The following is a 26,651-nucleotide window of genomic DNA, read 5'->3' as shown; positions in this document are numbered from 1 at the left end:
CACCATCCAGCAAGGAGCACCATGCCCAATCGTGCACGCCCCATCCTCGTCATCGGCTCGACAGGTACGACCGGTCGGCGGACCGCGCCCGGCGTCGCGACGATCCCCGTCGCGAGGCGAACAGCGAACCAGCAGGCCCCGCGGCTCGTGACGGCGACGCTGTTCGTCGCCGGCCTGGTGCTCCTCGGGATCGGCGGCGCGTCGCTCGTCGCGCCCGTCGCCTTCCATGCGAGCAGCGGGATCTCGCTCGGCGAGAGCAGCAGCCTGCTCAGCGAGGCACGGGCCGCAGGTGGCTCGCTCCTGGGCGCCGGCGCGGTGATCCTGCTCGGCGCCTTCGTCTCACGGCTGGCGTTCACCGCGAGCGTGCTCGGCGCGGTGATGTACGTCTCCTACGGCCTCTCACGCCTGCTCAGCATGCCCGTGGACGGGATGCCGGCGCAGGAGCTCGTGCTGGCGACCGCCGTGGAGCTGATTCTCGGCCTCCTGTGTGTCGCGGCGCTCGTCGCGCATCACCGGCACGCAGGCGCCCCGACGCAGGTCGAGGCGCCCCGACGTGGTTGAGGTGGCCCGACCCAGGTTGGGGCAGCCTCGACCCGGGTCGGGCCCCCGGCGCCGCTAGGCGGGCGGCGTCCGCCGGGCGCAACCGGCCGCCCTCACTCGATGGTCGACGCCGTGACCATGATCGGCGTGTCATCGTGATTCGAGATCTGCGGATAGGTCGGGTACCACGACCCGCCGATGTTGTTGGTGATCACCGACCGGTCGATGACGATGTTTCCGGAGTGATCGTTGCTCACGAAGAAGATCGCGCTCCCGTGGGCGTTCACCTCGTTTCGCTCGATCCGGGTCCCGCAGAGCGTGAGCGTCATCGTGGTGCCGTCGTTGTAGATGGCCCCGCCGCTGCCGCCGCCCGGCGTCCCGGCCGTCGGGGGGTTGCCGCCGTTGCCGAGCGCGCGGTTGTGGGAGAACAGGCTGTTGATGACCGTCCAGGAGACGCCGATGCTGCTGATGCCGCCGCCGTTCGCGCACTCGTTCCCGTAGCCTTCGGCGCCGCCGAAGGTGCTGTTCACCACGTGGAGCGGAAGGCCGTTGTACTGCATGAACGCCCGGATCCCGGCGCCGCCGATGTCGGGGCCGGTCGGATCACACGTGTTGTTGAAGAAGCGTGAGTTGACGACCTTCAGGCGCCCGCCTTGCGCGAAGATGGCTCCGCCGCCCTCGTCGTCATCGTTCGTCGAGTTGCCCCCGAAGAAGGTGAGGTTCTGGACCGTCAGGCGCGGGTGGTCCTGGTTGTCGCAGTTCGGCGTCGTCCAGACCTGCGCCTCGTCGCAGGTGTTCATGTAGAGGATCCGCCGCTGCCCGCCGCCGCTCAAGGTCACGAGCCCGCCGCCGTCGATCACGATCTCGGGACCAGTATCGTTGAAGATCTTCGCCGTCTCCTCGAGGGTGATGGTGATCGGCTCCGGGCCGCAGTCGAATGTGATGATGCCGCCGGCTGCGACGGCGCTGACGACAGCCTCCGAGGTGCAGCTCTCCGGCGTCCCGTCGCCGATCACCGTCGTCGGTGACGACGTGTCGGCGGCCTGAGCCTCGGCCGGAACAGCGCAGCTCCCCTCCGGGTTGCCTGCCGCGGGGCCATCGCCCTCATGCACCGGAGGCTCCGGGGTCGAGCCGCCCGAGCCCGGGCCGGCTCCCGAGGAGCTCGTCGCTCCGGCGCCACCCGTGCCTGTCCCCCCGCCACCCCCATGCTGGTCGTCCCCGCAGGCCACAACCACGGTCGCCATCGACAAGCACAAGATCAGTCCCAGCGATCGCCGCATCACGCCCTCCTCGATCCGAAAGGTCTTGCTCAGCGGCGTGGACACCTCTCGGGCCGCTCGCTCCTCGCGTGGCCAGTCGCCAGCATCATCGCAGAGTACCTCCGTCATGCGGCGGTCCGCTCGTCGATCCCACGGCGACCGAAGAGCCCATGGCACACCCGCGACACGGATGTCCCCCGAGATCAGCCACTGCGCCCTGTGCAGATCCCCTGAAGACGGCCGCAAACCGAGGCGGAAGCCGTGGAGCTCCGCCGCACGGCAAGCGATGTGCAGCCCGAGCCCCTGCCCTCGATCCAGGCGCCGAGGCCGCCTGTGCGCGGCCCACGACGCCAGGCGAGCCCGACCTGGCCCGCTTGCCCCCTCTGGCGCGGCCATGCAGACTGGTCCGCGCGCCATGTTCGAGCTGAACGATCAACAGATCGAGCGCTTCATCGCCGATGGATTCGTCAGGATCGACGCCGCGTTCCCGCGGGTCCTCGCCGACGAGGGCCGCGCCATCCTGTGGCGTGACACCGGGATGGCTCCGCACGATCCGAAGACCTGGACGAAGCCCGTCGTCCGACTCGGGCTGTACGGCCAGCGGCCGTTCGCCGAGGCGGTGAACACGCCGGTGCTGCGGGCCGCGTTCGATCGGCTGGTCGGCCGCGGGCGCTGGCAACCGCTGAACACGCTGGGCACCTTCCCCGTGCGCTTCCCGTCTCCCGACGATCCAGGGGATGCCGGCTGGCACGTCGACGTGAGCTTCGGCACCGAGAACCCCGACTTCATGTCATGGCGCGTGAACGTCGCGTCGCGCGGCCGCGCGCTGCTCATGCTGTTCCTCTTCTCGGATGTCGGCGAATCCGACGCGCCGACGCGCATCCGGGCGGGGTCCCATCTGGACATCGCGCGGCAGCTCGATCCGGCAGGCGAGCCGGGGCTGACGTTGCGTGAGCTGGCCGCGAACGGCTTCGCCGAGACGGCCCACCGGCCGCAGGTGCTCGCGACCGGCGAGGCGGGAACGGTCTACCTGTGCCACCCGTTCCTGGTCCACGCAGCGCAGCCGCACCGCGGCACGCGCCCGCGCTTCCTGGCCCAGCCGCCCCTGCTCCCGACCGAACCGTTGCGGCTCGATCGCGAAGACGGCGAGAGCTCACCCGTCGAGCAAGCCATCCGCGCGGCGCTGCGCGGCGATCTGTGAGCATCGGACACGCCTCGACACACCGGCCGCGCGCGTCGAATCACCGTCAACCCGCGGCGGCGCGCGCCCCGCGCGCGCGCCGCACCCGGTCGACCGCCACGGCGACCACGATGATCGCGCCCGTCGCGATCTCCTGCACCCAGCTCGGCAACCCGAGGTGGACGCCGCCGGTCCGGATGACCGTGATGAGCAGCGCCCCGATCACGCTCCCCGCGACGCTCCCCTCGCCGCCCGAGAGCGGCGCGCCGCCGATGACCACCGCCGCGATGACCTCGAGCTCCAGGCCGATCGAGTCGGTCGGGTCGCCCACCGTCAGCGTCGAGAACTCCATCACCCCCGCGACGCCGGCGAGGAGGCTCGACAGCGTGTACACCGCGATCTTCACGCGCCCCGTGTCGATGCCGCACAGGCGCGCCGCTGCCTCGTTGCTGCCGACCGCGAACACGTGCCGCCCGAAGCGCGTGAACAGGAGCACGGCGAAGACCACGATCGCCAGCGCCGCCGTCATCCACAGCCCGGGCGCGGTGAGGTCGGACGACAGCAGCGCGTCCAGCCCGCGCGGATCCGCGTCGATCTTCTGCTCGGACGCGAGCCCCTTCGCCGCGCCGCGCAGCGCGCTCATCGTGCCCAGCGTCACGACGAAGGGCACCATCCGCGCCCGCCCCACGAGCGTCCCTACGAGGGCGCCCACGAGGCCCGCCGCCGCCGCGGCGACGAGCGCCGCCGGGAGCGCCGGCACCCCCGCGCGCAGGAGCTTCGCGAGGACGACCGTCGTGAACGCGACGAGCGAGCCCGTGGAGAGGTCGATCCCGCCGGTCGCGATGACGAGCGTCATGCCGACGGCGCAGATGCCGACCACCACCGTCTGCCGCGCCATCGTGAGCAGGTTCTGGCTGCGCAGGAACGTGTCGGGCGTCAGCGCCGCGAAGAGCGCGTAGACGAGCAGCAGCGCGACGAGAGGCCCCACCCACGGCGGACGCTTCTTCACGAGGATGCCTCCAGGAGGAGCGACGCCTCGGTCCATGACGACGCGGGCCGCGGCGGGTCGAGGGTCCCCCGGCGGAGGACCGCGATGCGATCGCAGGTCGTGACGAGCTCGTCGAGCTGGCTCGACACGAGCACGATCGCCTTGCCGGCGCGCGCCAGATCCCGGAGCAGCGCCAGCACCTGCGCCTTGCTCGCCACGTCGATGCCGCGCGTCGGCTCGTCGACGAGGAGCACGTCGAAGTCCTCGCGGAGCAGCCGCGCGATCTGGACCTTCTGCTGGTTGCCGCCCGAGAGCTCGCCGGCGCGCTGCTCCGGCCCACGTGCGCGGATCGCGAGCTCCTCGATCCAGCGCGCGCCCTCCGAGAGGACCGATCTCGGCCTGGCGAAGCGCGGGGCGCGCCGCGAGAGCCAGACGTTCTCGGCGAGCGAGCGGCCGAGCATCAACCCTTCCCCGCCGCGATCCTCGCTCAGCAGGCCGATCCCGCGAGGAGCGCGCAGCGCGACCGTCCCGCCGCGCCTCGGATCGAGCCCCGCGAGGATGCGGAGGAGCTCCGTCCGCCCCGAGCCCACGAGGCCGGCGATGCCAAGGATCTCCCCCCGGCGCAGCGTCAGCGACGCGCGCTTCGGCCGCTTCACGCCGGAGACGCCCTCGGCCTCGAGCACCACCTCGCCGCCGTCCGGGCGCGCCGCCTCGGGTACGGCGCTCGCGCGCGAGTCGGCGCTCGCGCGCGTGTCATCGAGCGCGCGGCCCAGCATCTCTCGGACGATCTGCGCCGGCTCGATCTCGCGCGGATCGCCCTCTCCCGCGACGCGGCCGTCGCGGAGCACCGTGTAGCGATCGGCGTGCGCGCGCACGTCCGAGAGGAAGTGGGTCACGAGCAGCACCGCGAGGCCGGCGTCTCGCAGGGCGCCGACGCGCTCGAACAGGCGCGCGGCGTCCGACTGGCCCAGGCTCGATGTCGGCTCGTCGAGGACGAGGAGCCGCGCCGCGAGCCGCCCGTCCTCGCGGAGGCCGCCCTGCGCGAGCGCCCGCGCGATCTCGACGAGCTGCTGATCGGCGACGCCGAGCTCCCCGGCCCGCGCGTCGAGCGGCACGCGGCCCGGATCGGCGGTGACGAGCGCGATCGCCGCCCGCGCCACGGCGCGCGCGCGCGAGCGGTCCCGGATCCCGAGCCGCGCGCGCGCGAGCGGCTCGATCCCGAGCATCACGTTGTCGACGACCGTGAGGTGGGCGCAGAGCGTCCGCTCCTGCGGCACCAGGACGACGCCCGCGCGGCGCGCCTCCTCGGCCGACGCCGGCGCGTACCGCGCCCCTCCGAGCAGGATCGCGCCCGCGTCCGCGCGCTCCATGCCGAGCAGGACGCGCGCCAGCGTGCTCTTGCCCGCGCCGTTCTCGCCGAGGAGCGCGTGGATGCTCGCGGGCGCTACCCGCAGCGAGACGTCGCGCAGCACCGGGTTCGGGCCGAACGCCTTCGCGAGGCCGGTCACCTCGAGGAGGGGCGCGCGCTCTCCGCCCACGGGCCGCTCACTCCCCGAGCCACCTGGCGAGGTCGGGTCTCACGATCTCCTGCACCGCCGGGTCGTCGAGGTCCTGCCTCGTGACGACGCGCGAGCCCGTGTCGATGCGCGCCTCGACCTTCTCTCCGTGGAGGTGCGCCACCATCGTCTTGACCGCGACGTACCCCATGTTGAACGGGTTCTGCACGACGAGCGCCTCGACGTCGCCCTCGCGCAGCGCGCCGAGGAGCTTCTCCGACGCGTCGAAGCCGACGAACTTCACCTTCCTCGCGACGTTCGTCTTGCGGAGCGCCTGAAGCATCCCGAACGTCGTCGACTCGTTCGGCGTGAAGACCCCGGCGATGGCCCCTTCCGCCGCCCTCTGCGCGAGCAGCAGGCTCTCGCTCTTGTGGAACGCCGACTCCGTGGTCGCGCCGCCATACTGGTTCTCGCTCGCGACCGTGACGCCGGGCATCGCGCGGACCGCGTCGAGGAACCCCTTCTCGCGGTGCTGCGTGCTCGCCGAGCCCTCCTGGTAACGGAGCACGACGACCTTGCCGTTCTCGCCGATCGCCTTGCCGAGGTGCTCACCGGCGAGCCTCCCGGCCGCCTCGTTGTCGGTCGCGACGAAGCTCACGTGATCGTCGCTGGCGAGATCGGAGTCGAACACGACCACCGGGATCTTCGCCTGCCTCGCCGCCCGCACCGGCGCCCTCAGCGCCGTGGCGTCGAGCGGCGCGAGCACGATGCCGGACACGCCTTGCGCGACGAAGCTCGAGACGACATCGACCTGCGCCTTGAGGTCGTCCTCCCGGAGCGGCCCTTTCCACACGATGTCGACGTCGAGCTCGCGCGAGGCCTTCACCGCGCCTGCGTGCACGCTCTTCCAGAACTCGTGTGTCGTCCCCTTCGGCACGACAGCGATGCGGAGGCGCGCGCCGCCCGTCGCGCCCGCGCCCGCATCCGTCGACGTCGTCGCCGATGACGACGTCTTGGAGCACGCGGCGAGGACGGCAATCGCGAACGCGCACACGACGACATGGACGCTCATGGGCGCGAGGATAGTCGACGGATCGCGGCCACGCTCGCGGGGGCGAGCATGTCGTCGGCGGAGTTCCGTCCGACAAGCACCATGGGAGTTCTCGGCTGCGTCCGGCGCAGGCAAGCTCATCCCGCGCGACGCTCGCCTGCAGCTCGTCATTCACCCGGGTCGAACCGGCGAGCGGGCGCGCAGGTCGACCCGGGTCGGACGGCGCCGCTCAGTCAGCTCGGCGGCGCCGCCTTCGCCTCAGAGGCCGAAGAGCTCCTGGAGAAACACGCCGCCCTTCCCTGCCCCTGCGTGCGTGAAGAACAGGCGCCCCGCCTCGAAATCGCCCCCCTCCGCGACCCACTCGGCCGCGTGGGCGCGCAGCCGGGCGACGGCGTGCGGCGGGAACGCGAACGGCGAGCGCGAGCGGTAGACGAACGTGGCGTCGTAGTCGACAGGATAGCTGGTGAGCGTCAGGTAAAACCACCCTTTCCGCTCGAACACGAAGGGCGACTCGGTATAACCGCTGTTGCGCATCGCCGTCTCCGGCCCGAGCGTGAGCGCCATGGCCGGCGGGCTCCAGTGGAAGAGATCCAGCGACGTGCGGTAGGCGACGCCGCTCAGGGGCGACTCGATCGACGTGCAGCGCGTATAGTACACCACCCACAGATCGCCGAGCCGGGCGAGCATCGGATCGCGGGCGACGCAGATGTCCTCGAAGAGCGTCCCTCCCTCGCGGCTCCAGGTGAAGCCGTCGCGCGAGCGCGCGATCCGGAAGCCGGATCGGTCGGGGTCGTGCGTGCCGACATGAAAGATCATGACCAGGCTGCCGTCCCGGTCCTGGACCATGTGCGGGGCCCAGATCCAGCGCTCGTCGGAGAGGGCGCGAATCGAGAAGCGCTCCGGAGCCAGCGTGAGGCTCGGTGAGACGGATTCCATCCAGCTCACCGGCCCAGGTCCAGGCGAGCTGGCGAGGACGAACTCGCGCTCGGTGTCCGGTCGATAGGGCTCGCGGTGAAAGATCCCGGTGAGGATCCAGCGGCCGTCGGCGAGCTGGATCATCGAGTGATCGTTCACATAGAACGGCCCCCCGAGGAGGCTCTTCGTATCGAAGATCTTCACCGCGGGCCCCTGCGTGAGCTGAGGCGCGGGAGGTCCGGAGAAGAACCGCAGCGTGTAACCCCGCTCGCTCCACGGCGCCGGGGAGCCTGTCGCGTCGATCTCGAGGACCGGGCGCTTGCCTGCGCCGCACTGTTCGGGGAGGAGGTCTATCCACAGCGCGTCCTCGGCGAGCGACCGGACGGGGTTCGCCTGCATCTCGTGGAGCACGCCTACCTCCCGCCCGTCGAGCCTCACGCGCGCCGTCTGGGGGGCGTTCGCCGCGGAGTACGCGCGGAGCAGCAACAGGCCGCGCGCATCGGACGGGCACGCGACCTCGATCCGGGTGATCCCGCGGCCCTCGCTGGACCAGGATCGCCGCCGGAGCTCCAGCCGCTCGGCGTCGACGGCCGAATGCACGAGCCGCCGCCGCCCGGACGCACGGACCTTCTGCTCACCGATCACCTGATGTTCCGGGAATGCGTAAGAGAGGCCCAGCGAGCGCACCCGCAGCGGTGTGTAGGCGCCGGTCGGCCCGGCCTCCATGCCGAAGCGCAGACCGGAGCGGCTCACGATGGGATCGGCCACGTGCAGGCGGTACAGGGAATGGACGAACGTGGCGTTCTTCCATCCATCCTCGGGATCGACGACGAGGAAGCGGAGCAGCCCGCTGAAGGCGTTATGGTGCGCGCCCAGGAAATAGAAGCCTCCGTTGAAATAGTCCTCGGTGCCGGTCCCTATCTGCAGCGGGTGCGACATCCCGTCGGTCCGGATCATCTCGTCGCCCTCGAGGTACGTCCGGTCGTTCGGTCGGCCGCCGCTGATCTCCTCGAGAAGCGCGACGAACTGGAGCGGCTCATCGCTCTCGAAGAGGGGCATCGTCGTCTCGCGTCCGGGGGCCATCTGATCGCGGTATTGCGCGATCAGCCGCACGCCTCGGCGGGCGGGCGCGACGTCGACGGCCGCCTCGACACCCGCGATCTCCTGCCCGGGCGCGGCCTCGAGCGAGAGCACCTCGCCTTCGGCCAGCGGGATCGGCAGGCGCGTCGCGAGCCTGCCCGCCCCTGCGGCGTCGGGCGTCCAGGCGGCGTGCAGCGCGCTCCTGAAGGTGGTCCATCCGCCGTCGGCGTCGGTGCCCGAGCTGGCGAGGCCGAAGAAGAACGACGCTGGTATGGGCGGCTGTCCGCCGATCCTCACCGACAGGTCGTTCAAGCTCCCCGCCGGGATGTGAACGTCGACCCCTGATACGGTCGCGGGGCCAGTCGCCAGGACGAGCGGCGCGCTGGCGCTCAGGCTCTCCCGGCGCGGCGGGGCAAGCAGGGTGGCTGTCCAGTCCTCCGTCATGAATCGCGACAGCTCCTCGGGCGTCGGTCCCGACGCGGCCCCGGGGCCCTCGCGGTACGTGATCTGGTAATAGATGGGAACGCCCCGAAAGAGGACCTTGGCCTCGCTCGACCAGGCGAAGGGGACGTAGCTGGTATACGCGCCCGAGCTCGCGTCCACGTCGAGCACGAGAGGTGATCTCCAGGGGCCCCTGCCCCCGAAGAAATCGCCGGGCGACCCGCGGAACGCTGTGTGTCCGTCGATCTCGATCCAGATCTCCTGGTCCGGCCTCTCGAGCTCCGCGCGGGGGGCGGTCATCCAGATGCGCGCGATTCTCCCCTCCCCGCGGGCATGGAACAGGACCCGGTGCTCCCCCTCGAGCGCGACCCCCGGGCGATATCCATCATCGTTGCCCCCTGCAGGGTCATGCGTGGTCACGCTCCGTGTCATCCACCCGGGATGAAAGGAGAGGAGATCCTCCAGCACCGGCGTGATCGACGCGGCGCCCGGCGCGATGGCGAGGGACGCGCCGAGGAGATGGCGGGCCGCGCTCGAGACAAGGCGGTCCAGGAGCGCGCGTGCGCCGCGCCCGTCGAGACTTCCGGCGTTCATGATCGAAACCTAATGGCGCGAACGACGCCAGGGGAGCGGGCTCGGCGAGGCACCACGCTTGCACCGCCGCGAAGCGAGGACATGCGCGACGCACCGATCGCGCACTCGAGGGGGGTAATTCATGCGCACCCGCCGCGATCGACGCCCTGTCGAAGGCTCGCCCAGCTTCGGGCCACGCGCATGCGCGCGAGGCCTCCTGCTCGCGCTCCTCTCTCTATCGCCGCTCGCGGGCGCCGGCGACGCGCCGCGCCGCGCGCTCGCCGCTCCCATGGAGCAACGGGACGCCCCGGGAATGTCCCCGAGGCCGCGGCTCCAGCTCGATCGCGCGGCCTACGCCGAGCGGCTCCGCGCGATGTGGATTGGCGCGTGCATCGCCAACTGGACAGGGCTTCGCACGGAGGGCGTCCGCATCGAGCGCCCCTTCTTCACCGACGCTGACTGGGGAAAGCCCCTGGGGCGCGACGGGGCGCCGATCGACTTCGTCGTCCTCGACCCCTGCCCTGCCGACGATGACACCGACATCGAGTATGTCTACCTCCACCTCATGACCGAGGCGGGGACGCTCTTCCTCTCCCCCGAGCGAATCCGGGACGGATGGCGCGCGCACATCAACGACTTCATCTGGGTCTCCAACCGGAGGGCGCGCGATCTCCTCGAGCGCGGCGTGCTGCCCCCCGCGACGAGCGATCCGGCGCTCAATCCGGACGCGCTCCAGATCGACGCCCAGCTCACCACGGAGATCTTCGGCGCCCTCGCGCCCGGCATGCCGGATCTGGCGCTGCGGATCGCCGACCTCCCCATCCGGACCACCGCGCGCGATCACGCCGCGCACGCCGCGCAGTTCCATGTCCTCCTCTTCTCGCTCGCGGCGACCGTCGATCTGGAGAAGCCGCGGCGACAGGAGATCGTGCGCATCGTCCGTGAGGCCAGGGGCTATCTGCCGGCGGAGTCCAAGGCCGCCGACGTCATCGACTTCGTGCTGTCCGCCTATCTATCGACCAGCGATCGCGCCGAGGATCGCGACGGCTGGGAGCGCGCCCGCGATGCCATTGCGGATCGCTACCAGGAGCGAGCCTCGGCGTATGGCTTCGTCTATCGGGGGTTCACGGAATCCGCGATCAACCTGGCGACCGCGACGCTGGCCCTCCTGTTCGGTGAGGGGAGCTTCCGGCGCACCGTACAGATCGGTAGCCTGTCCGGCTGGGACTCCGACAACGGCACGGCGACCATGGGCTCGCTCGTTGCGCTCATCGGCGGGATGGAGGAGCTGCGCCGCGCCTTCCCCGGCGCGCGCCTGTCCGACCGTTATCGTATCCACCGCACGCGCCCCACCCTGCCGGACCGGCTTCCGCAAGATCGCGAGGCCGAGGACACCTTCACGGACGTGGCGAGGAGGATGGCCGCGCTGGTCGACCTCGCCGTGCAGGAGCGAGGCGGCCAGGTCGAGCCGACCCGATGGGTCGTTCCGCCGGGATCCCGACGGGGCACGGCGCGGTCGCCTGGCCGCCTTCCAGGCGCTCGCAGCCCTCGCCGAACGGCGGCTCCACCGACTTGTCCTTGAAGACGTCGAAATACGCCTTGGCCGCGGCGATCAGCTGTTCCCGCGTGCTGCGCTGCTCTTCAGGCAAGACGTCCCATGTCTGGTCCTTCGAGTCGAGGTACCCCTGGGCGTCGAACAGCCAATCGCCGTTCCACATTGCTCGGTGTCGACGAGGTACCGGTGCAGCTTGACCGGTCCAGCGGTCTTCCAGAGGCCCTCTCCGATCGGCACCTCCTCGGTATTCTGCGTGCCCTCCGCAAGGAAGCCCCTTGCCAGCACACGGCGGAATCTTGCCTCGAATCGTCGCGGACGTCGATACACCGCTCGGGAAAATACTCGAGTTCTCTCCCAGCGCGCCGCAGCGCGACCGGGGCAATTCGACACGTGGATGAATCTTTGGGTGTGGTCAATTTTCCAGAAGGCGACCGGTGAACTCGAGCTGCTCTTGACGACCAACACGTGCAGCGTCGCTGCACGATGAAGACGTCCACCGCAAGCAGCTCCGGCGACAATTCTGACACCCCGACGAGCGACCTTTGCACGCGGCGCGACACGGACCACCGCGCGGGCCGCTCTGCCAAGTCCAGGACCGCTGCGTTTGCCCCTCGGATCCCGGCGGCCTCTGCGCAACGAGGGCGCGCAACGCTCCCGCGCCGCTGAGCCCGCGCCATGAAGGACGGCGCGGCCCTGCACCCGCGACGCCCGGATGTGAGATTTCACGCCGACGACCATGCCGGTTGCGTGAACGGGGGCGCATTGCGCAATGACGACGGCGACTCGACGCTGCGTCTTTTCGGACCGTATCCCGCGCAAAGATCAGCGTCATCGACTATACTCGTCATCGATCCCGGGGCTCCGCCGAGGCATGCACTGGAAAATTCCGCCTCTGGAGACCTCTCGTTGCTAACTAACTTCGTGCCCGCGGACCGCGCTGGCACGCGTTCCAGTAGGAGTCGGCTCATGAGATTGCCTAGGACAGCCATTGCATTGCCAATGGTGGCTTTGATCGGCGCAGCGTGCGGCGGGGCCAACGATGGCGGCGGGGACAGCGCTGGGTCCCAGAGCAGCACCGGCTCCGGCGCCGGCGCCGGCTCGGGCTCGGGCTCCGGCACCAGCACCAGCACCGGCTACGACGACACCTTCGGCAACGGAAGCGGCGAGGGCTCGAGCGGGAGCTCCGGCACGACCGGAAGCAGCAGCGGGGGCTCGACGGGCGCGGGGGAGGCGTGCGCCACCCAGTCGTCCCAGGCCGGGTTTCAGCAGGTGTACCTCGTGTTCGCGTTCGACGTATCGGCCAGCATGACAGCGAGCGACGTGGAGTGGCGCAGGAAGGATCTCAAGTGGGATCCCGTCGTGGCCGCGACGAAGCAGTTCTTCGTGGATCCCGCGTCCGCCGGGTTCAGGGCGTCGCTCACGTTCTTCCCGGGCGCGGCTCAGACGACTCAGGCGTGCCAGGCCGCCGGCTACTCGACCCCGGATGTCCCGATGACGCCGCTGCCCTCCCCGGCGTTCGGCGAGGCGATCGACGTCATCGAGCCGGAGATCAGCGACAGGCTCTCGTGGCGCACCAGCACGCCGACGGCATTCGCGGTCCAAGGCATCGTCGATTTCATCGAGGCGCAGCGCCAGCAGAACCCCGGGAAATATGCGATCGTGCTCGTGACGGACGGCTATCCGGAAGGGTGCCGGCAAGGCAACACGCTCCCGGACGTCGTGAGCAGCGTCGAGGCCGCGCTCTCCAGCAACATCTCGACCTTCGTGATCGGGGTCGACAGTCCGCAGGGGGAAGGCGCGCCGCCCAGCCTCACCAACCTGCACGAGATCGCCGCTGCGGGCGGCACGGGAGAGGCGTCCATGCTGAACACCGGCGATCCCGCGCAGACGACGGCCGCGTTCAAGACCGCGATCGAGAAGATCCGCGGCGCCGCCGTCTCGTGCACGATCCCGATCCCGCCGCCGCCCGACGGGAGGAGTTTCGACAAGCAAAAGGTCAACGTGACCTACACGAGCGCCACGACCAACATGCCGACGACCCTCACGTATGACCAGGCCTGCGCGGCCACGGGGACATGGCGCTACGACGACCCTGCGACCCCGACGGCGATCATCCTCTGCGACGATACGTGCGCCGTGGTCCAGGCCGACGTCGAGGTCTCCCTGGGCGTCGACTTCACCTGCGAGGACGTGATCCAAGTGCCCCAGTGATCGACGACGCTCGCTGACCGACACGGGTCTTCGCGAGGAGACGCCGGCCAGCTGCTCGCCTCCCGATACGCAGCCAGCGAGTGGGTTCACGATCCAAGATCGGGTCGTGAACCCGGCTCAGGCCAGAGAGACTGACGCAGACCTGGAGAGAGCGCGCCGGCATCCGTACGAGATGCGGGCGCGCCCGAGCTCCTTCGGTCGAGGGAGCTCGTCCAGCTCAGCGCGTCGGCTCCGCGTCAACCACCACGGTCCAGGAAGTCCATCAGCCACTGCATCGCCGGCCGCATGGTGCCGTTCTCCTGCTGGAGGCCGGTGCCGTTCCTCCAGGTCTTGCCGACGATGTAACCCCACAGGGTGATCCCCGGGATCTTGGGGTGATTCCAGAACATGGTGAACTGCTCCTCCATGATCTGCTTCTGCCTGTTGTCGTTCGCTTCGCCGATGTCGTACTCGGTGATGTACACGGGCTTGCCCAGCTCGGCGAGCGAGTCGATGTACCCCTTGACCGTGTTGGTGTTGATCTTGAAGGCGTCGTGCGCCTGCGCGCCGAGGGCGTCGACCGGGGCGCCCGCCTCGATCACCTTCTTCGCGATGTCCTTGAAGTGCCTGTGCTCGTTCTCGTACTCGATGTTGTTGTAGTCGTTGAGGATCAGAACGGCGTTCGGGCAGAACTCGCGAGCCCACTTGAAGGAGTTGACGATCCAGTCCCAGCCGCTGGCGCCGTTGCCGCCGAGGCCGGCCGTGTATGAAGGCGTGGTGTGGGGCGGCGGCTCGTTGACGACGTCGATGTACTTCGTGTCCGGGTAGCGCTTGCAGAACTCCTCCATCCAGCTCCGCACGGCCTTCTTCTGCTCATCCGGCGAGAGGCTCCCGACCCAGGAGGGTTGCTGGCTGCCCCACACGAAGACGTGGTGCTTGAAGATGATCTTGTTGTCCTGCGCGTACTTGTAGGTCCTGTCGAGCGAGCTCCAGTTCTTGTTCCCGCGGGAGCTCTCGACGGAGCCCCACTTGCCCTCGTTCTCGGGCGTGATCTGGTTCCAGTACTTCGCGAAGCCGTCGCGCACGGCGCCGCTCGTCGTGATGTTGCCGACGAACTTCCCCTCGGGCTCGGTTCCGCCGGTTCCGGTCGACGCGCTGGTCGACGCGCTGGTCGAAGCGTCCCCGCCGCCGACCCCCGTGGTCGCGCCGCCGGAGGTGGCGCTGGTCGTCGCGGGATCGCCCGAGCTGCTGCTGGTGGCAGGGCCGACGCCGGTCGTCGTGCTGGCGCTGGAGCTGCTGTTCGTGCCGTTGCTGGAGCTCGTGCTGGCGCTGGTGCCGGTGCTCCCCGCCCCGCCCGAGCCGCCCACGCCGTCGTCAACCCCCTCGCCCCCATCGCCACATCCAAAGAGGGTCGCCATTCCGAGCGCGATCCAAGCCGTGCTGCACAGCAATCGAGAAGAACGCATCTTGTTCATGTTGGACTTCCGCAAGTCGGACGATTGTCGTTGGTGAAGCTGGGAGCGAGAAAGCCGAGGGGCAGCGGCACGAACGGCGGCGCCCACACTCAGCGATGCGCACGCCGTGCAACTCGCGACGGATGATTCCCGCCACACCTGGAAGTGATCACGACACGCGCGCGAAGCCTCCTACATTTCAAGTTCCCAGCTGATAGGAAACGTGCATCGACAGCGCATGTTGCAATCATGAAGCAACTTTGCGATTCAAGCGGCAGCCCAGCTCGGTACCGCTGGCTTGACCGCTCAAGGCCCGGTCCGAGAACACATCACGGAGCCGGTACGGTAGAGCGCGCACGGTCTCACCGGCGCCGGGGGACGGCCGTGCTCTTGCGCACGACGAGCTCGGTCTCGACCACGACCCGCGACCACGAGCGCTGGCCGCTCTCGATCTGCCCGAGCAGGACGTGGAGGCACCGGCGCCCGAGCTCGGAGAAGTCCTGGCGCACCGTGGTGAGCGGCGGCGTGAAGTAGGCCGCCTCCGGGATGTCGTCGAAGCCGACGACGCTGATGTCGCGCGGCGTCTCGCGCCCGTTCTCGTAGAGGAAGCGGAGGAGGCCGAGCGCCATCTGGTCGTTGGCCACGAACACGGCGGTGACGCCCGGCGTGCGCGTCAGCTGCGGGGCGAGCTCGTAGCCGGAGCGCGCGCTCCAGTCCCCCCGCAAGAGCGGCGGGATCTCCGCGCCGGCCGCCTGCAGCGCCGAGCGCCAGCCGTCGATGCGCTGGTCGGCCTCGAGCCAGTCGGTCGGGCCGGCGATGTGCCACACGGTCTTGTGGCCCAGATCGAGCAGGTGGCGCGTCGCGGACACGGCGCCCCCGAGCTGGTCGACCGCGACCACCGGCACCGAGTCGTCCGGACCGCCCTCGACCGCGACCACCGGCACATCGGAGGTGACGTGGCGCAGCGCGTCCACCGCCGACCGCTGCGGGGCGATCACGACGATGCCGTCGGCCCCCTGGTCGCGCAGCCGCTGCACGGCCTCCAGCACCGGCGCGCGGCTGAACGACTTCAAGCTGGCGATGCTCACGCCGTAACCCGCGTCGTGCGCCGCCTCCTCGAGCCCCAGGAGCGTCGACGCCGGACCGTAGAGCGTCGTGTCGAAGCTGACCACGCCGAGCGTCCGCGACCGCCCGGTGACGAGCGCCTGCGCCACCGAGCTGGGCCGGTAGTCGAGCTGGCGGATCGCATCCAGCACCCGCTCCCGCGTGTCGCGGCGCACGTGGGGGCTGTCGTGCAGGACCCGCGAGACCGTCTGATACGAGACGCCAGCGAGCTTGGCCACGTCGACCATGACCGCGGCCCGCCGCCCGCCGCCCCGCTTGACGCGGCGCTCCGGAAGAGATTTGTCAGCCATCGGCGCGGGAGGATAGTCGCGGGCCGGTCGATTGGAACGGAGTTCTTCAACGTGAGCGTTCACAAACTGGTCGGGGTTCTTCATTTCACTCGGCTTTCGCGTCACTGGGCGGGTGCGCGCCGGGGATCGTCCCCCTCGGGATCGAGCGCGGCACCGACGCTGATCGTTCGTCGTCGTAGATGCCATTCCCGGTGGGGCCGCGATCGATCCCGCAGATTTCACGCCGGCTGTCACATCGGGCCTATGCGAACGGCATGCCGGCGTCTGCCGGCGGGCGAGGCCACCTCGACCAGGTCCGCAGCCCGGCCTCTCCTCCCCTGAGGTCGGCGCTCCGGAGGAGCGCCGACGGCCCTCCTGCTCAACCGGTTCAGAAATCGTTAGGTGCCAGTCGATTCCAGTTGACACCAGCTATGTGAACGTTCACAATTCAGGAGACATCCTTAGGCATTGCGCCGGCTAGGTCGTCGTCGTACGTCTACGCACCGGGGCATTCGTCATTGATGTCAGCGCGGGGAGAGGCGGCTGGTCTGACCTGCTGCTCGTGCGCTCGCCTCACACGCCATGGCCAACCAGGGTCGGCCCGCGCGGCAGCGGCGGTTCGTGAAGGTGTTACGCGGTGCGGCGCCAGATCATCTAGCGCAGCCCCGGACGTCAGCAAGGCACTTTTTCACACAGCAGGGCGGACTCACAGGAGGGATCGTGTGAAATTATCTTCTTTATTGGCTGCCGCCTTGGGGCGCGCGCCCCGCAAAGCGCTGAGGTGGCTCGATGGCCGAGGTCGCGCAGCAGAAGCGATGAAATCTTCCACTCACGATAGCGGTCCGAACGCCGCGTATGATCGATGGGAGGTGGAAACATTCACTCACAGCGGGGCGGCCTCCCGGCTGCTGCGAGCGGTCGCGTGCACTTCGCTCCTCGTTGCAGGGTGCGTGGGTGATATCGGCGGCAACTCGAGCTCCTCTGGCTCCTCGGGCGCCGGCGCGAACCCGACGGGCGGCGGCACGAGCTCCTCGGGCGGCGGAGACGCCGTGTGCAACCCGCGGCTCGAACGACGGATCGTGCTGCTCGCCGACCTGCAGTTCATCAACGCCATCCGGGGTCTCCTGGGGGACGAGGCCATCGAGGCGGAGCAGGCGCCGGACGCGCGGACGAAGCCGTTTGCCAAGAAGGGCCTTGTCGTGGGGACCTCCCTTGTGCATACGCGGCTCGCGAGGGCTGCCTACGCGGCCGAGAGCATCTCGGGGCGCTTCGAGCAGGTGACGGGGTGCGCCGCCGACGGAGACGACGCCTGCGCCAAGACGTTCCTGACGAAGTTCGCGCAACGGGCGTTCCGCCGGCCCGTGGACCAGGCGGAGCTCGACAACCTGTGGTCGGTCTATGCGCTCGGGAAGGAGACGAGCTACGAGCGGGGCGTCTCGCTCGCGCTCGAGGCGCTCATCGCGTCCCCCTCGTTCTCCTACCGCACCGAGCTCGGCGGCGACGCGGACGGCGACGTGGTGAAGCTCGACGCGCACGAGGTCGCGAGCGAGCTCTCGTTCTTCTTGACGGACGGCCTGCCGGACGAGGAGCTCGCCGCCGCCGCCGACTCCGGGGCCCTGAACGATCCGGAGGAGCTGGCGCGCCAGGCCGAGCGCCTCCTCGAGAAACCCGAGACGCGCAGCAGCCTGAACACCACGCTGATCGCGGCGTGGGGGCTCAGCAACCTCTTCGGCACGGTGAAGGATCCAGGGCTCTTCCCCGAGTACACCCCCGCGCTCCAGGCGAGCATGTTCCACGAGACCGAGCTGCTCGTGGACGACCTCCTGTGGAACCGCGGAGCGGACGTGTCGGAGCTGCTCACCACGAGGGAGACGTTCGTGAACGGCGTGCTCGCGAAGGTCTACGGCGTGGAGCACACGGGATCGAGCCCGGAGGAGTTCACCAAGGTCGAGCTGCCGGCCGACGAGCGCGCCGGGATCCTCACGCAGCCCGGCCTGCTCGCGGCGCTGGCCCGGACCGACAACACGAGCGTGGTGGCGCGAGGGCTCTTCGTGCGCGGCGCGCTGCTCTGCCTCGGGAAGATCCCGTCGCCCCCGGAGTCGCTCTCGGACGCGATCAAGGAGCTGCTCGAGGCCGACATGACCGAGCGCGAGCGCGCCGACGCGCGCGCCGCGAACTCCACCTGCGCCGCATGTCACGCCCAGTTCGACGCGTTCGGCCTGCTGCTCGAGAACTACGATCCGGTCGGCCGGTACCGCGACACCCTCGATGGGGAGCCGATCGACGCGCGCGTCAACGTGGGCAACATCGCCGAGGTCGCGGGGAGCTACGCGAGCGCCGTCGAGTTCGCCGAGGCCGTCGCGCAGAACGACGCGTTCGCCGCCTGCATCACGCGGCACCTGCTGACCTACGGCACGGACGATGAGACGCTCGGGACCAGCGACTGTCAGGTCGAGCGCGTGATCGAGGCGCTGCCAGAGGGCCAGCGGACGCTGACCAACGTCGTGAAAGCCATCGTGACGTCGCCCGCGCTGACCGAGCGCGCCAAGGAGGAATGACCGTGGGCTACAACCTTTCTTATGGATGGTCTCGCCGCCGCTTCCTGCAAGGCATCGGCGCCGCCGCGGGTCTCGTCACGGTGCTCAAGGGCCTCGAGTCGGCCGCCGAGGGAGCGGCGCCCCCGAGGCGCCTGTTGATCGTGCAGCGCCCCGTGGGCACCGTGTACGAGAACTACTGGCCGCAAGGGAACGGGACCAACTTCACGCTCTCCCGCATCCTGACCCCGTTCGAGGCCATGAAGGATCGGATGATCGTGATGCGCGACCTGAAGCTGCCGCACGAGGGGTCTGTCGGCGGCGGCCACGAGCGCGGGACGGTGCTGATGTGCACGGGGACGCGGACCAAGCAGCTGTACCCGGGCAACGGCGGCGACGATCCGATGGCCGAGGCGCCGAGCATCGACCAGCTGCTCGTGAAGCAGGCGGCCGAGCTCCAGGGCACGCCCATCGCGTCGCTCCAGGTCTCCTGCGACAACCGCGCCGACACGCCCGAGGTGTCGACCCGCCACATGTCCTATTCGGGCGCGCGCGCGCCGATGAAGCCCTACTACCAGCCGCTCGAGGTGTACAGGCGCGTGTTCGGCACGCTCATGCCGGGCGGCCCGACGGACGGCAACCTGGACGCCCTGGCGCGGGCGCGCCTGGAGAAGAAGAGCGTGCTCGACTTCGCGCTCAAGGACCTGAGGCGCCTTCAGGGCCTCGCGCCGAGCTCGCAGCGAGAGGCGCTGGAGGGGCACGCCGCCGCCATCCGCGAGGTGGAGAAGGAGTTCGACGCCGACCCGAGGGATCCCGCGTCCTGCGGTGTGCCGCAGGAGCCCGAGACGATCGAGGTGAGCGGGCACATCGATCCCTATGGCAGCTCGCACGTCGTGAACGAGCGCGACGACGTGAAGCACGCGCGCATCGGCGCCCTGCACTTCGCCGTGATCAAGGCCGCGTTCCGCTGCGACCTGACGCGCGTGGTCACGTTCCAGTGGTCCCCTGGCACGAACCACGTGAGCTTCGGCGAGCTGTGGCCGCCCAACTCCGCCATCTTCAAGGTGCACCACACCACGAGCCACGATCCCGATACGCCGGACACGCTCGAGTTCCTCACCCGGGTGGAAGAGTTCTACGCCGGCTATGTCGCCGGCTTCCTGAAGGAGCTCGCGGAGACGAAGGACGTGGCTGGCGGGACGCTGCTCGACACCACGCTGGTCCCGTACATCACGGAGGTCGGCACGCGGCACCACAACTGGGACAAGATGGCGTGGGTTCTGTTCGGCGGCGAGGGCACCACGCTGCGCGGCGGGCAGGTGTGGACCAACGGCAACCGCGGCGGTCGCTCCACCAACGATCTGTGGATGGCGATCGCGGGCTCCTTCGGGGTCCCGGATCTCGTGATGGGGGACAACGACCAGCACACCACGGCGATCGAGGGGCTGTTCGGCTGAACGTGGGCCGGCCGTAGCCGTCAACCAAGCCTCGCGTCGAGTCCTCCCACATCCGAACGTTTACGTGAACGTTCACGTGGTCGTGGTCGTGGTCGTCAACGGTCGGCCGTGAACGACCACGACCACGTAAACGACCACGACCACGTAAACGTAAACGTTCACGTTGGTGAACGATGGTGGGTGAAGGGGGCGGGTTTCGTGCCCTGCGTGACCGAACGAGCTTGGTTGACGCCTATGGATCCTCGGGGATGGGATACGGTGGAGCTCGGCGTGGACGTCGCCTGCGAAAGGTCGTGAGGTGAACATGATGAAGTCGAGCTTCCACCTGCACCTCTTGAGCCTCATGGCGCTCTGCGCCTGCGGCGAGGCACCGGACAGCCCCGCGGCGACGACCGAGGGCGGCGGCACGTCGGAGGGCAGCACCTCCGCGTCCGGCGGCTCTGCCAGCAGCGGAGCAACAGGCGGCGGAACTCCGGGCGCAGGCGGCGCAGGCGGCGCGGCCCAGAGCGGCTCTACCGGCACGGGCGCAGGGGGGAGCTTCGTGCCCGGCGGCACAGGAGGAGGCGACTCCGCTTACGTCCTCGATTGCGGCGCGAACGGCGTGGCCATCGAGAGCGCGGGCCCACCAGAGAACCGCATCAACTACGTCATCGTGGGCGACGGCTACGACGCCACGACCGTGAACACCACGTACCTCGAGCACATCGAGGAGGCGATGGCCAAGCGCTTCAGCAGCCCGATCGGCGAGCCGTACGGCAGATATCGCAAGTTCGTCAATATCTGCGCCGTCAAGCTGGTCAGCCGCTCGAACGGCATCCCTGGAGCGCTCGGCTGCACGGGCGACGACGAGAGCCGCCTCGCAAAGTGCGACACCCGCGCGGCGGATCAGGCGCTCAAGGCGAACCTCCCCGAGGACTTCGAGGTCGACTGGCACGCCATCGTGTTGAACAACGACCGGTGGTGGAACACGGGCTCGGCCTGGATGCTCTGGTCCGGCGGGCATGGGGACGCCGCCGGAGCGGCCCTGCACGAAGGTGGCCACGGCTTCCATCAGCTCGCCGACGAGTATTGCGCCAAGGCGACGGGCTCTGCCTGCGGCGCGAACACGTGCAGCGGCAGCGGCACGGAGTACGTCGAGGTGAACACCACGGGCAACTGCACGACGACGGCGGGCAAATGGGACAAGTGGCTGGAGTACGACGCCGCCGACGCCACGGGCGTCCAGGGCACGTTCATCGGCAGCCGCTACGTGGATAGCGGACAGTACCGCCCGTCCTCGAACTCGATGATGAACAGCCTGTTCGGAGACAACAAGAACACGAGCTTCAACCCGGTCTCGCGCGAGAAGATGGTCATGGACATCTGGATGCGCATCAAGCCGATCGACTCGGCCGATCCGCCCGCAGGGGCCGTCACGGATCCGGCGACGCTCGCGGTCAAGGTGATCGATCCCGACGTCATCAGCGTGGATTGGACGCTCGACGGCGAGGTGATCGCGACGGACGGCGGCCCCGTCTACAACGTCGCCGCGGCGGGCCTCGCTTCGGGCACCCACACCATCGTCGCCAAGGCCTACGACAACGCCGGCGAAGAGCTTGTGCGCTACCGCAGCGGCGAGTGCCTCGACCCTCCTCCCTCGACCAATCCCCGCTACATCGATCCCTGCTGGGGTCGCGACAACTGGCCCCGCTCGCAAGAGACGGTGACGTGGACCGTGACGATTCCATGAGGTCGGCGCGCAGGCGCTGGTCCGTCGCCGCGCTGCTGCTCCTCGGCGCGGCGCTTTACCTCGTGCATCGCTCTCGAGAGCCCGACGCGCCTCTCCTGCCTTCCTCTCGGCAGGAGACGTCGCGAGAGGAGGCGCCGCGCGAGGCAACGTCGCGCCGTCGGTCGAACGAGCCACCGGCGTCGGCCGGCAGCACCGTGCTCGCCGCGGCGATCGACGACCTGCCCGTCATCGGGCCGAGCCCCGACGACCGCCACGACGGCCCCGCCCACCCCCACCCCATCACGCAGCGCCACGTCGAGATCCAGCATGAGAACGGCCTGATCGGGCTGCTCAATGACGCGATGAGCGCGCGGAACGGCGCGCGCATGCGGGAGCTCGTGCACGAATATCGTCGCACGCACCCCGGCGACCCGAACCATCTCCAGGACGGCTACGAGATCATCGCGGACTGCCTCGACGCGCCGGGCGAGGCGTCGAGAGCGGCGGCGGATGGCTACTACGCCGAGCATCGCGCCTCGACCGTGAGGCGCTTCGTGCGCAGGATCTGCCTCGAAGGCGGCTGAGCCGCGTCCCCAAAGGCGTTCGCCAAGCTCGTTCGGTCACGCTCAGGGCACGAAGCCCCCTCCACCACCATCGGTCACCAACGTGAACGTTCACGTGGTCGTGGTCGTCGCGTGAGCCGGCGGACCATCGCCCCCTCCCGGCCTGACCGCACGACAGTAGAGTTGCAGCCTGGTTCATCCTCCGGGACGGGAGAAGCGTCGCGATCCGGCAGATTGTGATTGACAGTCACATTGTGAACGTTCACATTGAACTCGGGGCACATCCTTACTGGCTTAGCCCGGCCAACGGGTCGTCATGCGCAAGGGAACATTCGTCATCGGGATCGATTTCGGCACCGACTCCGTTCGGGCGGTCGTCGCGGACGCGCGGAACGGCGAGCTCGCGGGGGCCTCGGTCGCGCCCTACCCGCGCTGGGCGCAGGGCCTCTATTGCGACGCGCGCGCGCACCGGTTCCGCCAGCATCCGCTCGACTACCTGCATGCCATGGAGGCGTCCATCCGCGCGGCCCTGGACCAGGCGGGCAGCGACGTCGCCGCGCACGTGCGCGGGATCGCGGTCGATACGACCGGATCCACGCCGGTCCTGGCCGACGCGAAGGGCAGGCCTCTCTCGCTCAGCCCACGCTTCGAGGAGGACCCGGACGCGATGTTCATCCTCTGGAAGGACCACACCGCGGTGGCCGAGGCGGCGCGGATCAACAGCGTCGCCCGGACCTGGGGCGGCGTGGACTACACGAAGTACGAGGGCGGGGTGTACTCGTCCGAGTGGTTCTGGGCCAAGGTGCTCCACGTCCTCGAGACCAATCCGGCGGTCGCGCGCGCGGCGGTCACCGTCCTGGAGCACTGCGACTGGATCCCCGCCGTCCTGACCGGCGCCGACGACCTCCGGCAGATCAGGCGGAGCCGCTGCGCCGCCGGGCACAAGGCGATGTGGCACCCGGAGTTCGACGGCTATCCCTCGAACGAGTTCCTGTCGAGGCTCCATCCGCGCCTGCCCGCGCTCAAGGCCACCCTCGGCTCGCAGACCTGGACCGCCGACGTGCCCTTCGGGACGATCTCGCCCGGGTGGGCCGTGACGCTCGGTGTCCCGGACGACGTCGTCGTCGCCGTCGGCGCCTTCGACGCGCACATGGGCGCGGTCGGCGGCAACATCCAGCCGAACCGCCTGCTCAAGGTCATGGGCACGAGCACGTGCGATATGCTCGTCGTCCCGAAGACCGGCGCGCCGGAGGTCCTCGTCGCCGGGATCTGCGGCCAGGTCGACGGCTCCATCCTCCCGGGCGCAATCGGCTACGAAGCGGGGCAGTCCGCCTTCGGTGATGTCTTTGCCTGGTTCAAGCAGCTCCTTAGCTGGCCGCTCCTCGCCATCCTCCCTGCCCTGCCCGGCGCCGGCCACTCGGACCGGAAGACGCTGGCCGACGTGACGCTGGCCGATGCGGCGATCGAGCGGATCATCCCCGAGCTGGAGCGGGCGGCGGCGGAGATCCCGCCGGCGCGGAGCTCCGTGCTGGCGCTCGACTGGCTGAACGGGCGAAGGACCCCGGACGCGGACCAGCGGCTCAGGGGCGCCATCGTCGGCCTCGATCTGGGCACGGACGCGCCGCGGATCTACCGCGCGCTCGTGGAGGGGATCGCCTTCGGATCGCGCGCCATCGTCGAGCGCTTCCGATCCGAGGGGCTCCGCATCGACGGCATCATCGGTGTCGGCGGCGTCGCGCGCAAGAGCCCCCTCACCATGCAGGTCCTCTCGGACGTGCTCGACATGACGGTCGAGGTCCGCGCCGGCGAGCAGCCGGTCGCGCTGGGCGCGGCGATGTTCGCCGCGACCGCCGCCGGCCTTCACGCCACCGTCGAGGACGCGCAGCGCGCGATGTCGTCTGGAACCGAGGCCCGGTATCTGCCGGATCCCACGCGCGCCAGGCTCTATGACGCGCTGTACCGGGATTATGTCGCGCTGGGATCGTTTGTGGAGAGGGAGTTGACGCAATGAGCGGGATCGCCATGCAGGATCTTCGAGAAGGCTTCGAGGTGTGGTTCTTGACCGGCAGTCAGGACCTCTACGGTGAGGAGGCGCTGAAGCAGGTCGCCGAACACGCGCGGGAGATTGCCGCGTCCCTCGACGCCTCGGGCAAGCTCCCGGTCAGGGTCGTCTGGAAGCCGACGCTCAAGAGCTCCGAGTCGATCCTCGCCGTCTGTCGCGAGGCCAACGCTTCGCCGCGGTGCGCCGGCGTGATCACGTGGATGCACACGTTCTCTCCCGCGAAGATGTGGATCGCGGGGCTCAAGCGCCTGGAGAAGCCGATCGCGCACCTGCACACGCAGTACGGCCGCGAGCTGCCCTGGGACAGCATCGATATGGACTTCATGAACCTGAACCAGTCGGCCCATGGGGACCGCGAGTTCGGGTACATCGGCGCTCGCCTGCGCATCGACCGGAGGGTCATCGTCGGCCACTGGACGGACGGCGACGTCCTCGCCAAGCTCGACATCTGGGCGCGCGCCGCCTGCGCCATCCTCGACGGGCGGCGGCTCAAGATCGCGCGCTTCGGCGGCATGAACATGAGAGAGGTGGCCGTCACCGGAGGCGACCGCGTCGAGGCGCAGGTCAGGTTCGGCTGGTCGGTGAACGGCTATGGCGTGGGCGATCTCGTGGGGCGCATCGCCGAGGTCGACGAGCGCGAGGTCGATCGCCTGGTGGCCGAGTACGACGAGGCGTACACCATCGCCCCCGCCCTGAGGAGGGGCGGAGATCGCCACGGCGACCTGCGGTACGCGGCGAGGCAGGAGGCGGCGATGCGCTCCTTCCTGAAGGAGGGCGGCTTCGGCGGCTTCACCACGACCTTCGAGGATCTGCACGGGCTCAAGCAGCTCCCCGGCCTCGCGGTGCAGCGGCTCATGGACGACGGCTACGGCTTCGGGGCGGAGGGCGACTGGAAGTCCTGCGGCCTGGTCCGCGCCCTGAAGATCATGGCGACGGGCCTGCGCGGGGGCGTCTCCTTCATGGAGGACTACACGTATCACCTGGTCCCGGGGCGAGAGCGCGTCCTCGGCGCCCACATGCTGGAGATCTGTCCGTCGATCGCCGCCGGGAGGCCGTCGCTGGAGATCCACCCTCTCTCGATCGGCGGCAAGGGGGACCCGTGCCGGCTCGTCTTCGACGCCGGGGTCGGGCCCGCTGTGAACGTTGCCATGATCGACATGGGCGGCCGCATGCGGATCGTCGCCAACGAGCTCGAGTCGGTGGCGCCCGACAGGGCGATGCCGAAGCTGCCCGTGGCGCGCGCGGTGTGGATCCCGAAGCCCGATTTCAGGCTCGCCTGCGAGGCGTGGATCCTGGCTGGGGGCGCCCATCACTGTGCCCACAGCCGCGCCGTGACCATGGCGCACGTCGAGGACTTCGCCTCCATCGCCGGCGTGGAGCTGGTCCGCATCGGCGAAGGGACCGACATCCGCTCGCTCAAGAACGAGCTCCGCTGGAACGATCTCGCCTACCGGCTGGCGCACTGAGGGCCACGACGTGAGCGCGACCTATCGAGAGCTGCGCGAGCGCGCCTTCACGGCGAACATGGAGATCCCGCGCATGGGGCTCGCGATCTACACGTTCGGCAACGTCTCGGCGTTCGATCGCGACAGGGGCGTCCTGGCGATCAAGCCGAGTGGCGTCCCTTACGATCGGCTGTCGGCCGACGACATGGTCGTGGTCGATCTGGAGGGGAAGGTGGTGGAGGGACACCTCCGCCCCTCCTCGGACACCAGGACGCATATCGTTCTCTACGCGAGCTTCCGCGGGTTGGGTGGCGTGGTTCACACGCACTCGACCTACGCGACTGGTTGGGCGCAGACAGGCACGCCGATCCCGATCTACGGTACGACGCACGCGGATCACCTGGCCGAGGACGTACCCTGCACCGAGGTGATGCGGCCGGACGCCGTGGAGGGCGACTACGAGACGGAGACGGGGAAGCAGATCATCGAGTGCTTCAGGGATCGTAACCCGCTTCACACACCCATGGTGCTGGTGGCGGGACACGGCCCCTTCGCGTGGGGAGAGGACGCCGAGAAGGCGGTGTACAATGCGGCGGTGCTCGAGGAGATCGCGAGGATGGCGTTCATCACCCGCACGATCCACCCGGGTGCCGCGCGCCTGCCCGACGCGCTCGTGCGCAAGCACTTCGACCGGAAGCACGGGAAGAGGGCGTATTACGGGCAGAAGTGACGCCGGACGTCGGGGGACGACGGCGAGGATGACCGA

The 26,651-nt window shown here is 69.5% G+C and carries 19 protein-coding genes; 12 read left to right on the top strand and 7 right to left on the bottom strand.

The features are described 5' to 3' along the window. Nucleotides 1-21 precede the first annotated feature (21 nt). Nucleotides 22-561, top strand: coding sequence for a DUF4345 domain-containing protein (locus WME73_RS18895; protein ID WP_437916586.1), 540 nt, complete (start codon nt 22-24; stop codon nt 559-561). Between the two features lie 92 nt (nt 562-653). On the opposite strand, the gene WME73_RS18890 is transcribed toward WME73_RS18895, so the two are convergent. After that, entirely contained in the window at nt 654-1,820 is a 1,167-nt protein-coding gene (locus WME73_RS18890; protein ID WP_437916585.1) for a hypothetical protein, read from the bottom strand. A 394-nt stretch (nt 1,821-2,214) separates the two neighbouring features. On the opposite strand from WME73_RS18890, the gene WME73_RS18885 reads away from it, so the two are divergent. After that, complete coding sequence (locus WME73_RS18885; RefSeq protein ID WP_437916584.1) at nt 2,215-3,000, top strand: phytanoyl-CoA dioxygenase family protein; 786 nt, start codon at nt 2,215-2,217, stop codon at nt 2,998-3,000. A gap of 46 nt (nt 3,001-3,046) precedes the next feature. Here the strand turns inward: WME73_RS18885 and WME73_RS18880 are convergent, their stop codons facing one another. The 4 genes from WME73_RS18880 to WME73_RS18865 all read right to left on the bottom strand — a co-directional run bounded on the left by WME73_RS18880 (nt 3,047) and on the right by WME73_RS18865 (nt 9,544). Then, nucleotides 3,047-3,988, bottom strand: coding sequence for an ABC transporter permease (locus WME73_RS18880; RefSeq protein ID WP_437746794.1), 942 nt, complete (start codon nt 3,986-3,988; stop codon nt 3,047-3,049). Then, complete coding sequence (locus tag WME73_RS18875) at nt 3,985-5,505, bottom strand: sugar ABC transporter ATP-binding protein (RefSeq protein ID WP_437916583.1); 1,521 nt, start codon at nt 5,503-5,505, stop codon at nt 3,985-3,987. The genes WME73_RS18880 and WME73_RS18875 overlap by 4 nt, the downstream gene beginning before the upstream one ends. A gap of 7 nt (nt 5,506-5,512) precedes the next feature. After that, a complete protein-coding gene (locus tag WME73_RS18870) occupies nt 5,513-6,535 on the bottom strand; it encodes an ABC transporter substrate-binding protein (protein ID WP_437916582.1) in 1,023 nt (340 codons plus the stop codon). A 237-nt stretch (nt 6,536-6,772) separates the two neighbouring features. Then, a complete protein-coding gene (locus WME73_RS18865; RefSeq protein ID WP_437916581.1) occupies nt 6,773-9,544 on the bottom strand; it encodes a DUF2961 domain-containing protein in 2,772 nt (923 codons plus the stop codon). Nucleotides 9,545-9,665: 121 nt separating this feature from the next. Between WME73_RS18865 and WME73_RS18860 the strand changes: the two genes are divergently transcribed. Then, nucleotides 9,666-11,105, top strand: a complete 1,440-nt coding sequence (locus WME73_RS18860) for an ADP-ribosylglycohydrolase family protein (protein ID WP_437916580.1) — start codon at nt 9,666-9,668, stop codon at nt 11,103-11,105. A 972-nt stretch (nt 11,106-12,077) separates the two neighbouring features. Next, on the top strand, nt 12,078-13,289 hold the full coding sequence (locus WME73_RS18855; protein ID WP_437746789.1) for a vWA domain-containing protein: 1,212 nt from the start codon (nt 12,078-12,080) through the stop codon (nt 13,287-13,289). Nucleotides 13,290-13,525: 236 nt separating this feature from the next. Here WME73_RS18855 and WME73_RS18850 read toward each other — a convergent pair whose 3' ends face one another. After that, nucleotides 13,526-14,353 carry an endo-1,4-beta-xylanase gene (locus WME73_RS18850; RefSeq protein WP_437746788.1) on the bottom strand — a complete coding sequence of 276 codons (828 nt, stop codon included), beginning with the start codon at nt 14,351-14,353 and terminating at the stop codon, nt 13,526-13,528. Here WME73_RS18850 and WME73_RS18845 point away from each other — a divergent pair. Beyond that, the gene (locus WME73_RS18845; protein ID WP_437916579.1) at nt 14,316-14,780 is read left to right on the top strand and encodes a hypothetical protein; all 465 of its coding nucleotides are present in this window, start codon (nt 14,316-14,318) and stop codon (nt 14,778-14,780) included. The two genes, WME73_RS18850 and WME73_RS18845, sit on opposite strands and share 38 nt — an antisense overlap. A 304-nt stretch (nt 14,781-15,084) precedes the next feature. Here the strand turns inward: WME73_RS18845 and WME73_RS18840 are convergent, their stop codons facing one another. Then, a complete protein-coding gene (locus tag WME73_RS18840) occupies nt 15,085-16,137 on the bottom strand; it encodes a LacI family DNA-binding transcriptional regulator (protein ID WP_437746786.1) in 1,053 nt (350 codons plus the stop codon). A gap of 848 nt (nt 16,138-16,985) precedes the next feature. Between WME73_RS18840 and WME73_RS18835 the strand changes: the two genes are divergently transcribed. The 7 genes from WME73_RS18835 (at nt 16,986) to WME73_RS18805 (ending at nt 26,615) form a co-directional block, all read left to right on the top strand. Further along, the gene (locus WME73_RS18835) at nt 16,986-18,674 is read left to right on the top strand and encodes a DUF1592 domain-containing protein (protein WP_437916578.1); all 1,689 of its coding nucleotides are present in this window, start codon (nt 16,986-16,988) and stop codon (nt 18,672-18,674) included. After that, nucleotides 18,671-20,107 (top strand): DUF1552 domain-containing protein, encoded by a 1,437-nt coding sequence (locus WME73_RS18830; RefSeq protein WP_437746784.1) that lies wholly within the window; start codon nt 18,671-18,673, stop codon nt 20,105-20,107. The genes WME73_RS18835 and WME73_RS18830 overlap by 4 nt, the downstream gene beginning before the upstream one ends. 304 nt (nt 20,108-20,411) lie before the next feature. Further along, a complete protein-coding gene (locus WME73_RS18825) occupies nt 20,412-21,836 on the top strand; it encodes a M64 family metallopeptidase (protein ID WP_437917406.1) in 1,425 nt (474 codons plus the stop codon). Continuing rightward, nucleotides 21,833-22,399 (top strand): hypothetical protein, encoded by a 567-nt coding sequence (locus WME73_RS18820; protein WP_437746782.1) that lies wholly within the window; start codon nt 21,833-21,835, stop codon nt 22,397-22,399. Before WME73_RS18825 ends, WME73_RS18820 begins: the two co-directional genes overlap by 4 nt. Nucleotides 22,400-22,694: 295 nt before the next feature. Continuing rightward, the gene (locus WME73_RS18815; protein WP_437916577.1) at nt 22,695-24,389 is read left to right on the top strand and encodes a ribulokinase; all 1,695 of its coding nucleotides are present in this window, start codon (nt 22,695-22,697) and stop codon (nt 24,387-24,389) included. Between the two features lie 11 nt (nt 24,390-24,400). Then, nucleotides 24,401-25,906 carry an L-arabinose isomerase gene (gene araA / locus WME73_RS18810; protein WP_437917405.1) on the top strand — a complete coding sequence of 502 codons (1,506 nt, stop codon included), beginning with the start codon at nt 24,401-24,403 and terminating at the stop codon, nt 25,904-25,906. A 10-nt stretch (nt 25,907-25,916) separates the two neighbouring features. Beyond that, complete coding sequence (locus WME73_RS18805) at nt 25,917-26,615, top strand: L-ribulose-5-phosphate 4-epimerase (RefSeq protein WP_437872670.1); 699 nt, start codon at nt 25,917-25,919, stop codon at nt 26,613-26,615. The last annotated feature ends 36 nt before the right edge of the window (nt 26,616-26,651 follow it).

This window comes from Sorangium sp. So ce302 (genome assembly GCF_051530145.1).
GTDB lineage: Bacteria > Myxococcota_A > Polyangia > Polyangiales > Polyangiaceae > Sorangium > Sorangium cellulosum_B.
This window is presented reverse-complemented; position numbering and strand designations above follow the sequence as displayed.

Bases quoted from the DNA above. Each gene is read 5' to 3' on its own strand.
- araA (WP_437917405.1), top strand. From the start codon at position 24,401: ATGCAGGATCTTCGAGAAGGCTTCGAGGTGTGGTTCTTGACCGGCAGT.
- WME73_RS18840 (WP_437746786.1), bottom strand. From the start codon at position 16,137: ATGGCTGACAAATCTCTTCCGGAGCGCCGCGTCAAGCGGGGCGGCGGG.
- WME73_RS18820 (WP_437746782.1), top strand. From the start codon at position 21,833: ATGAGGTCGGCGCGCAGGCGCTGGTCCGTCGCCGCGCTGCTGCTCCTC.
- WME73_RS18825 (WP_437917406.1), top strand. From the start codon at position 20,412: ATGATGAAGTCGAGCTTCCACCTGCACCTCTTGAGCCTCATGGCGCTC.
- WME73_RS18865 (WP_437916581.1), bottom strand. From the start codon at position 9,544: ATGAACGCCGGAAGTCTCGACGGGCGCGGCGCACGCGCGCTCCTGGAC.
- WME73_RS18890 (WP_437916585.1), bottom strand. From the start codon at position 1,820: ATGCGGCGATCGCTGGGACTGATCTTGTGCTTGTCGATGGCGACCGTG.
- WME73_RS18815 (WP_437916577.1), top strand. From the start codon at position 22,695: ATGCGCAAGGGAACATTCGTCATCGGGATCGATTTCGGCACCGACTCC.
- WME73_RS18855 (WP_437746789.1), top strand. From the start codon at position 12,078: ATGGTGGCTTTGATCGGCGCAGCGTGCGGCGGGGCCAACGATGGCGGC.
- WME73_RS18870 (WP_437916582.1), bottom strand. From the start codon at position 6,535: ATGAGCGTCCATGTCGTCGTGTGCGCGTTCGCGATTGCCGTCCTCGCC.
- WME73_RS18830 (WP_437746784.1), top strand. From the start codon at position 18,671: ATGACCGTGGGCTACAACCTTTCTTATGGATGGTCTCGCCGCCGCTTC.
- WME73_RS18860 (WP_437916580.1), top strand. From the start codon at position 9,666: ATGCGCACCCGCCGCGATCGACGCCCTGTCGAAGGCTCGCCCAGCTTC.
- WME73_RS18885 (WP_437916584.1), top strand. From the start codon at position 2,215: ATGTTCGAGCTGAACGATCAACAGATCGAGCGCTTCATCGCCGATGGA.
- WME73_RS18895 (WP_437916586.1), top strand. From the start codon at position 22: ATGCCCAATCGTGCACGCCCCATCCTCGTCATCGGCTCGACAGGTACG.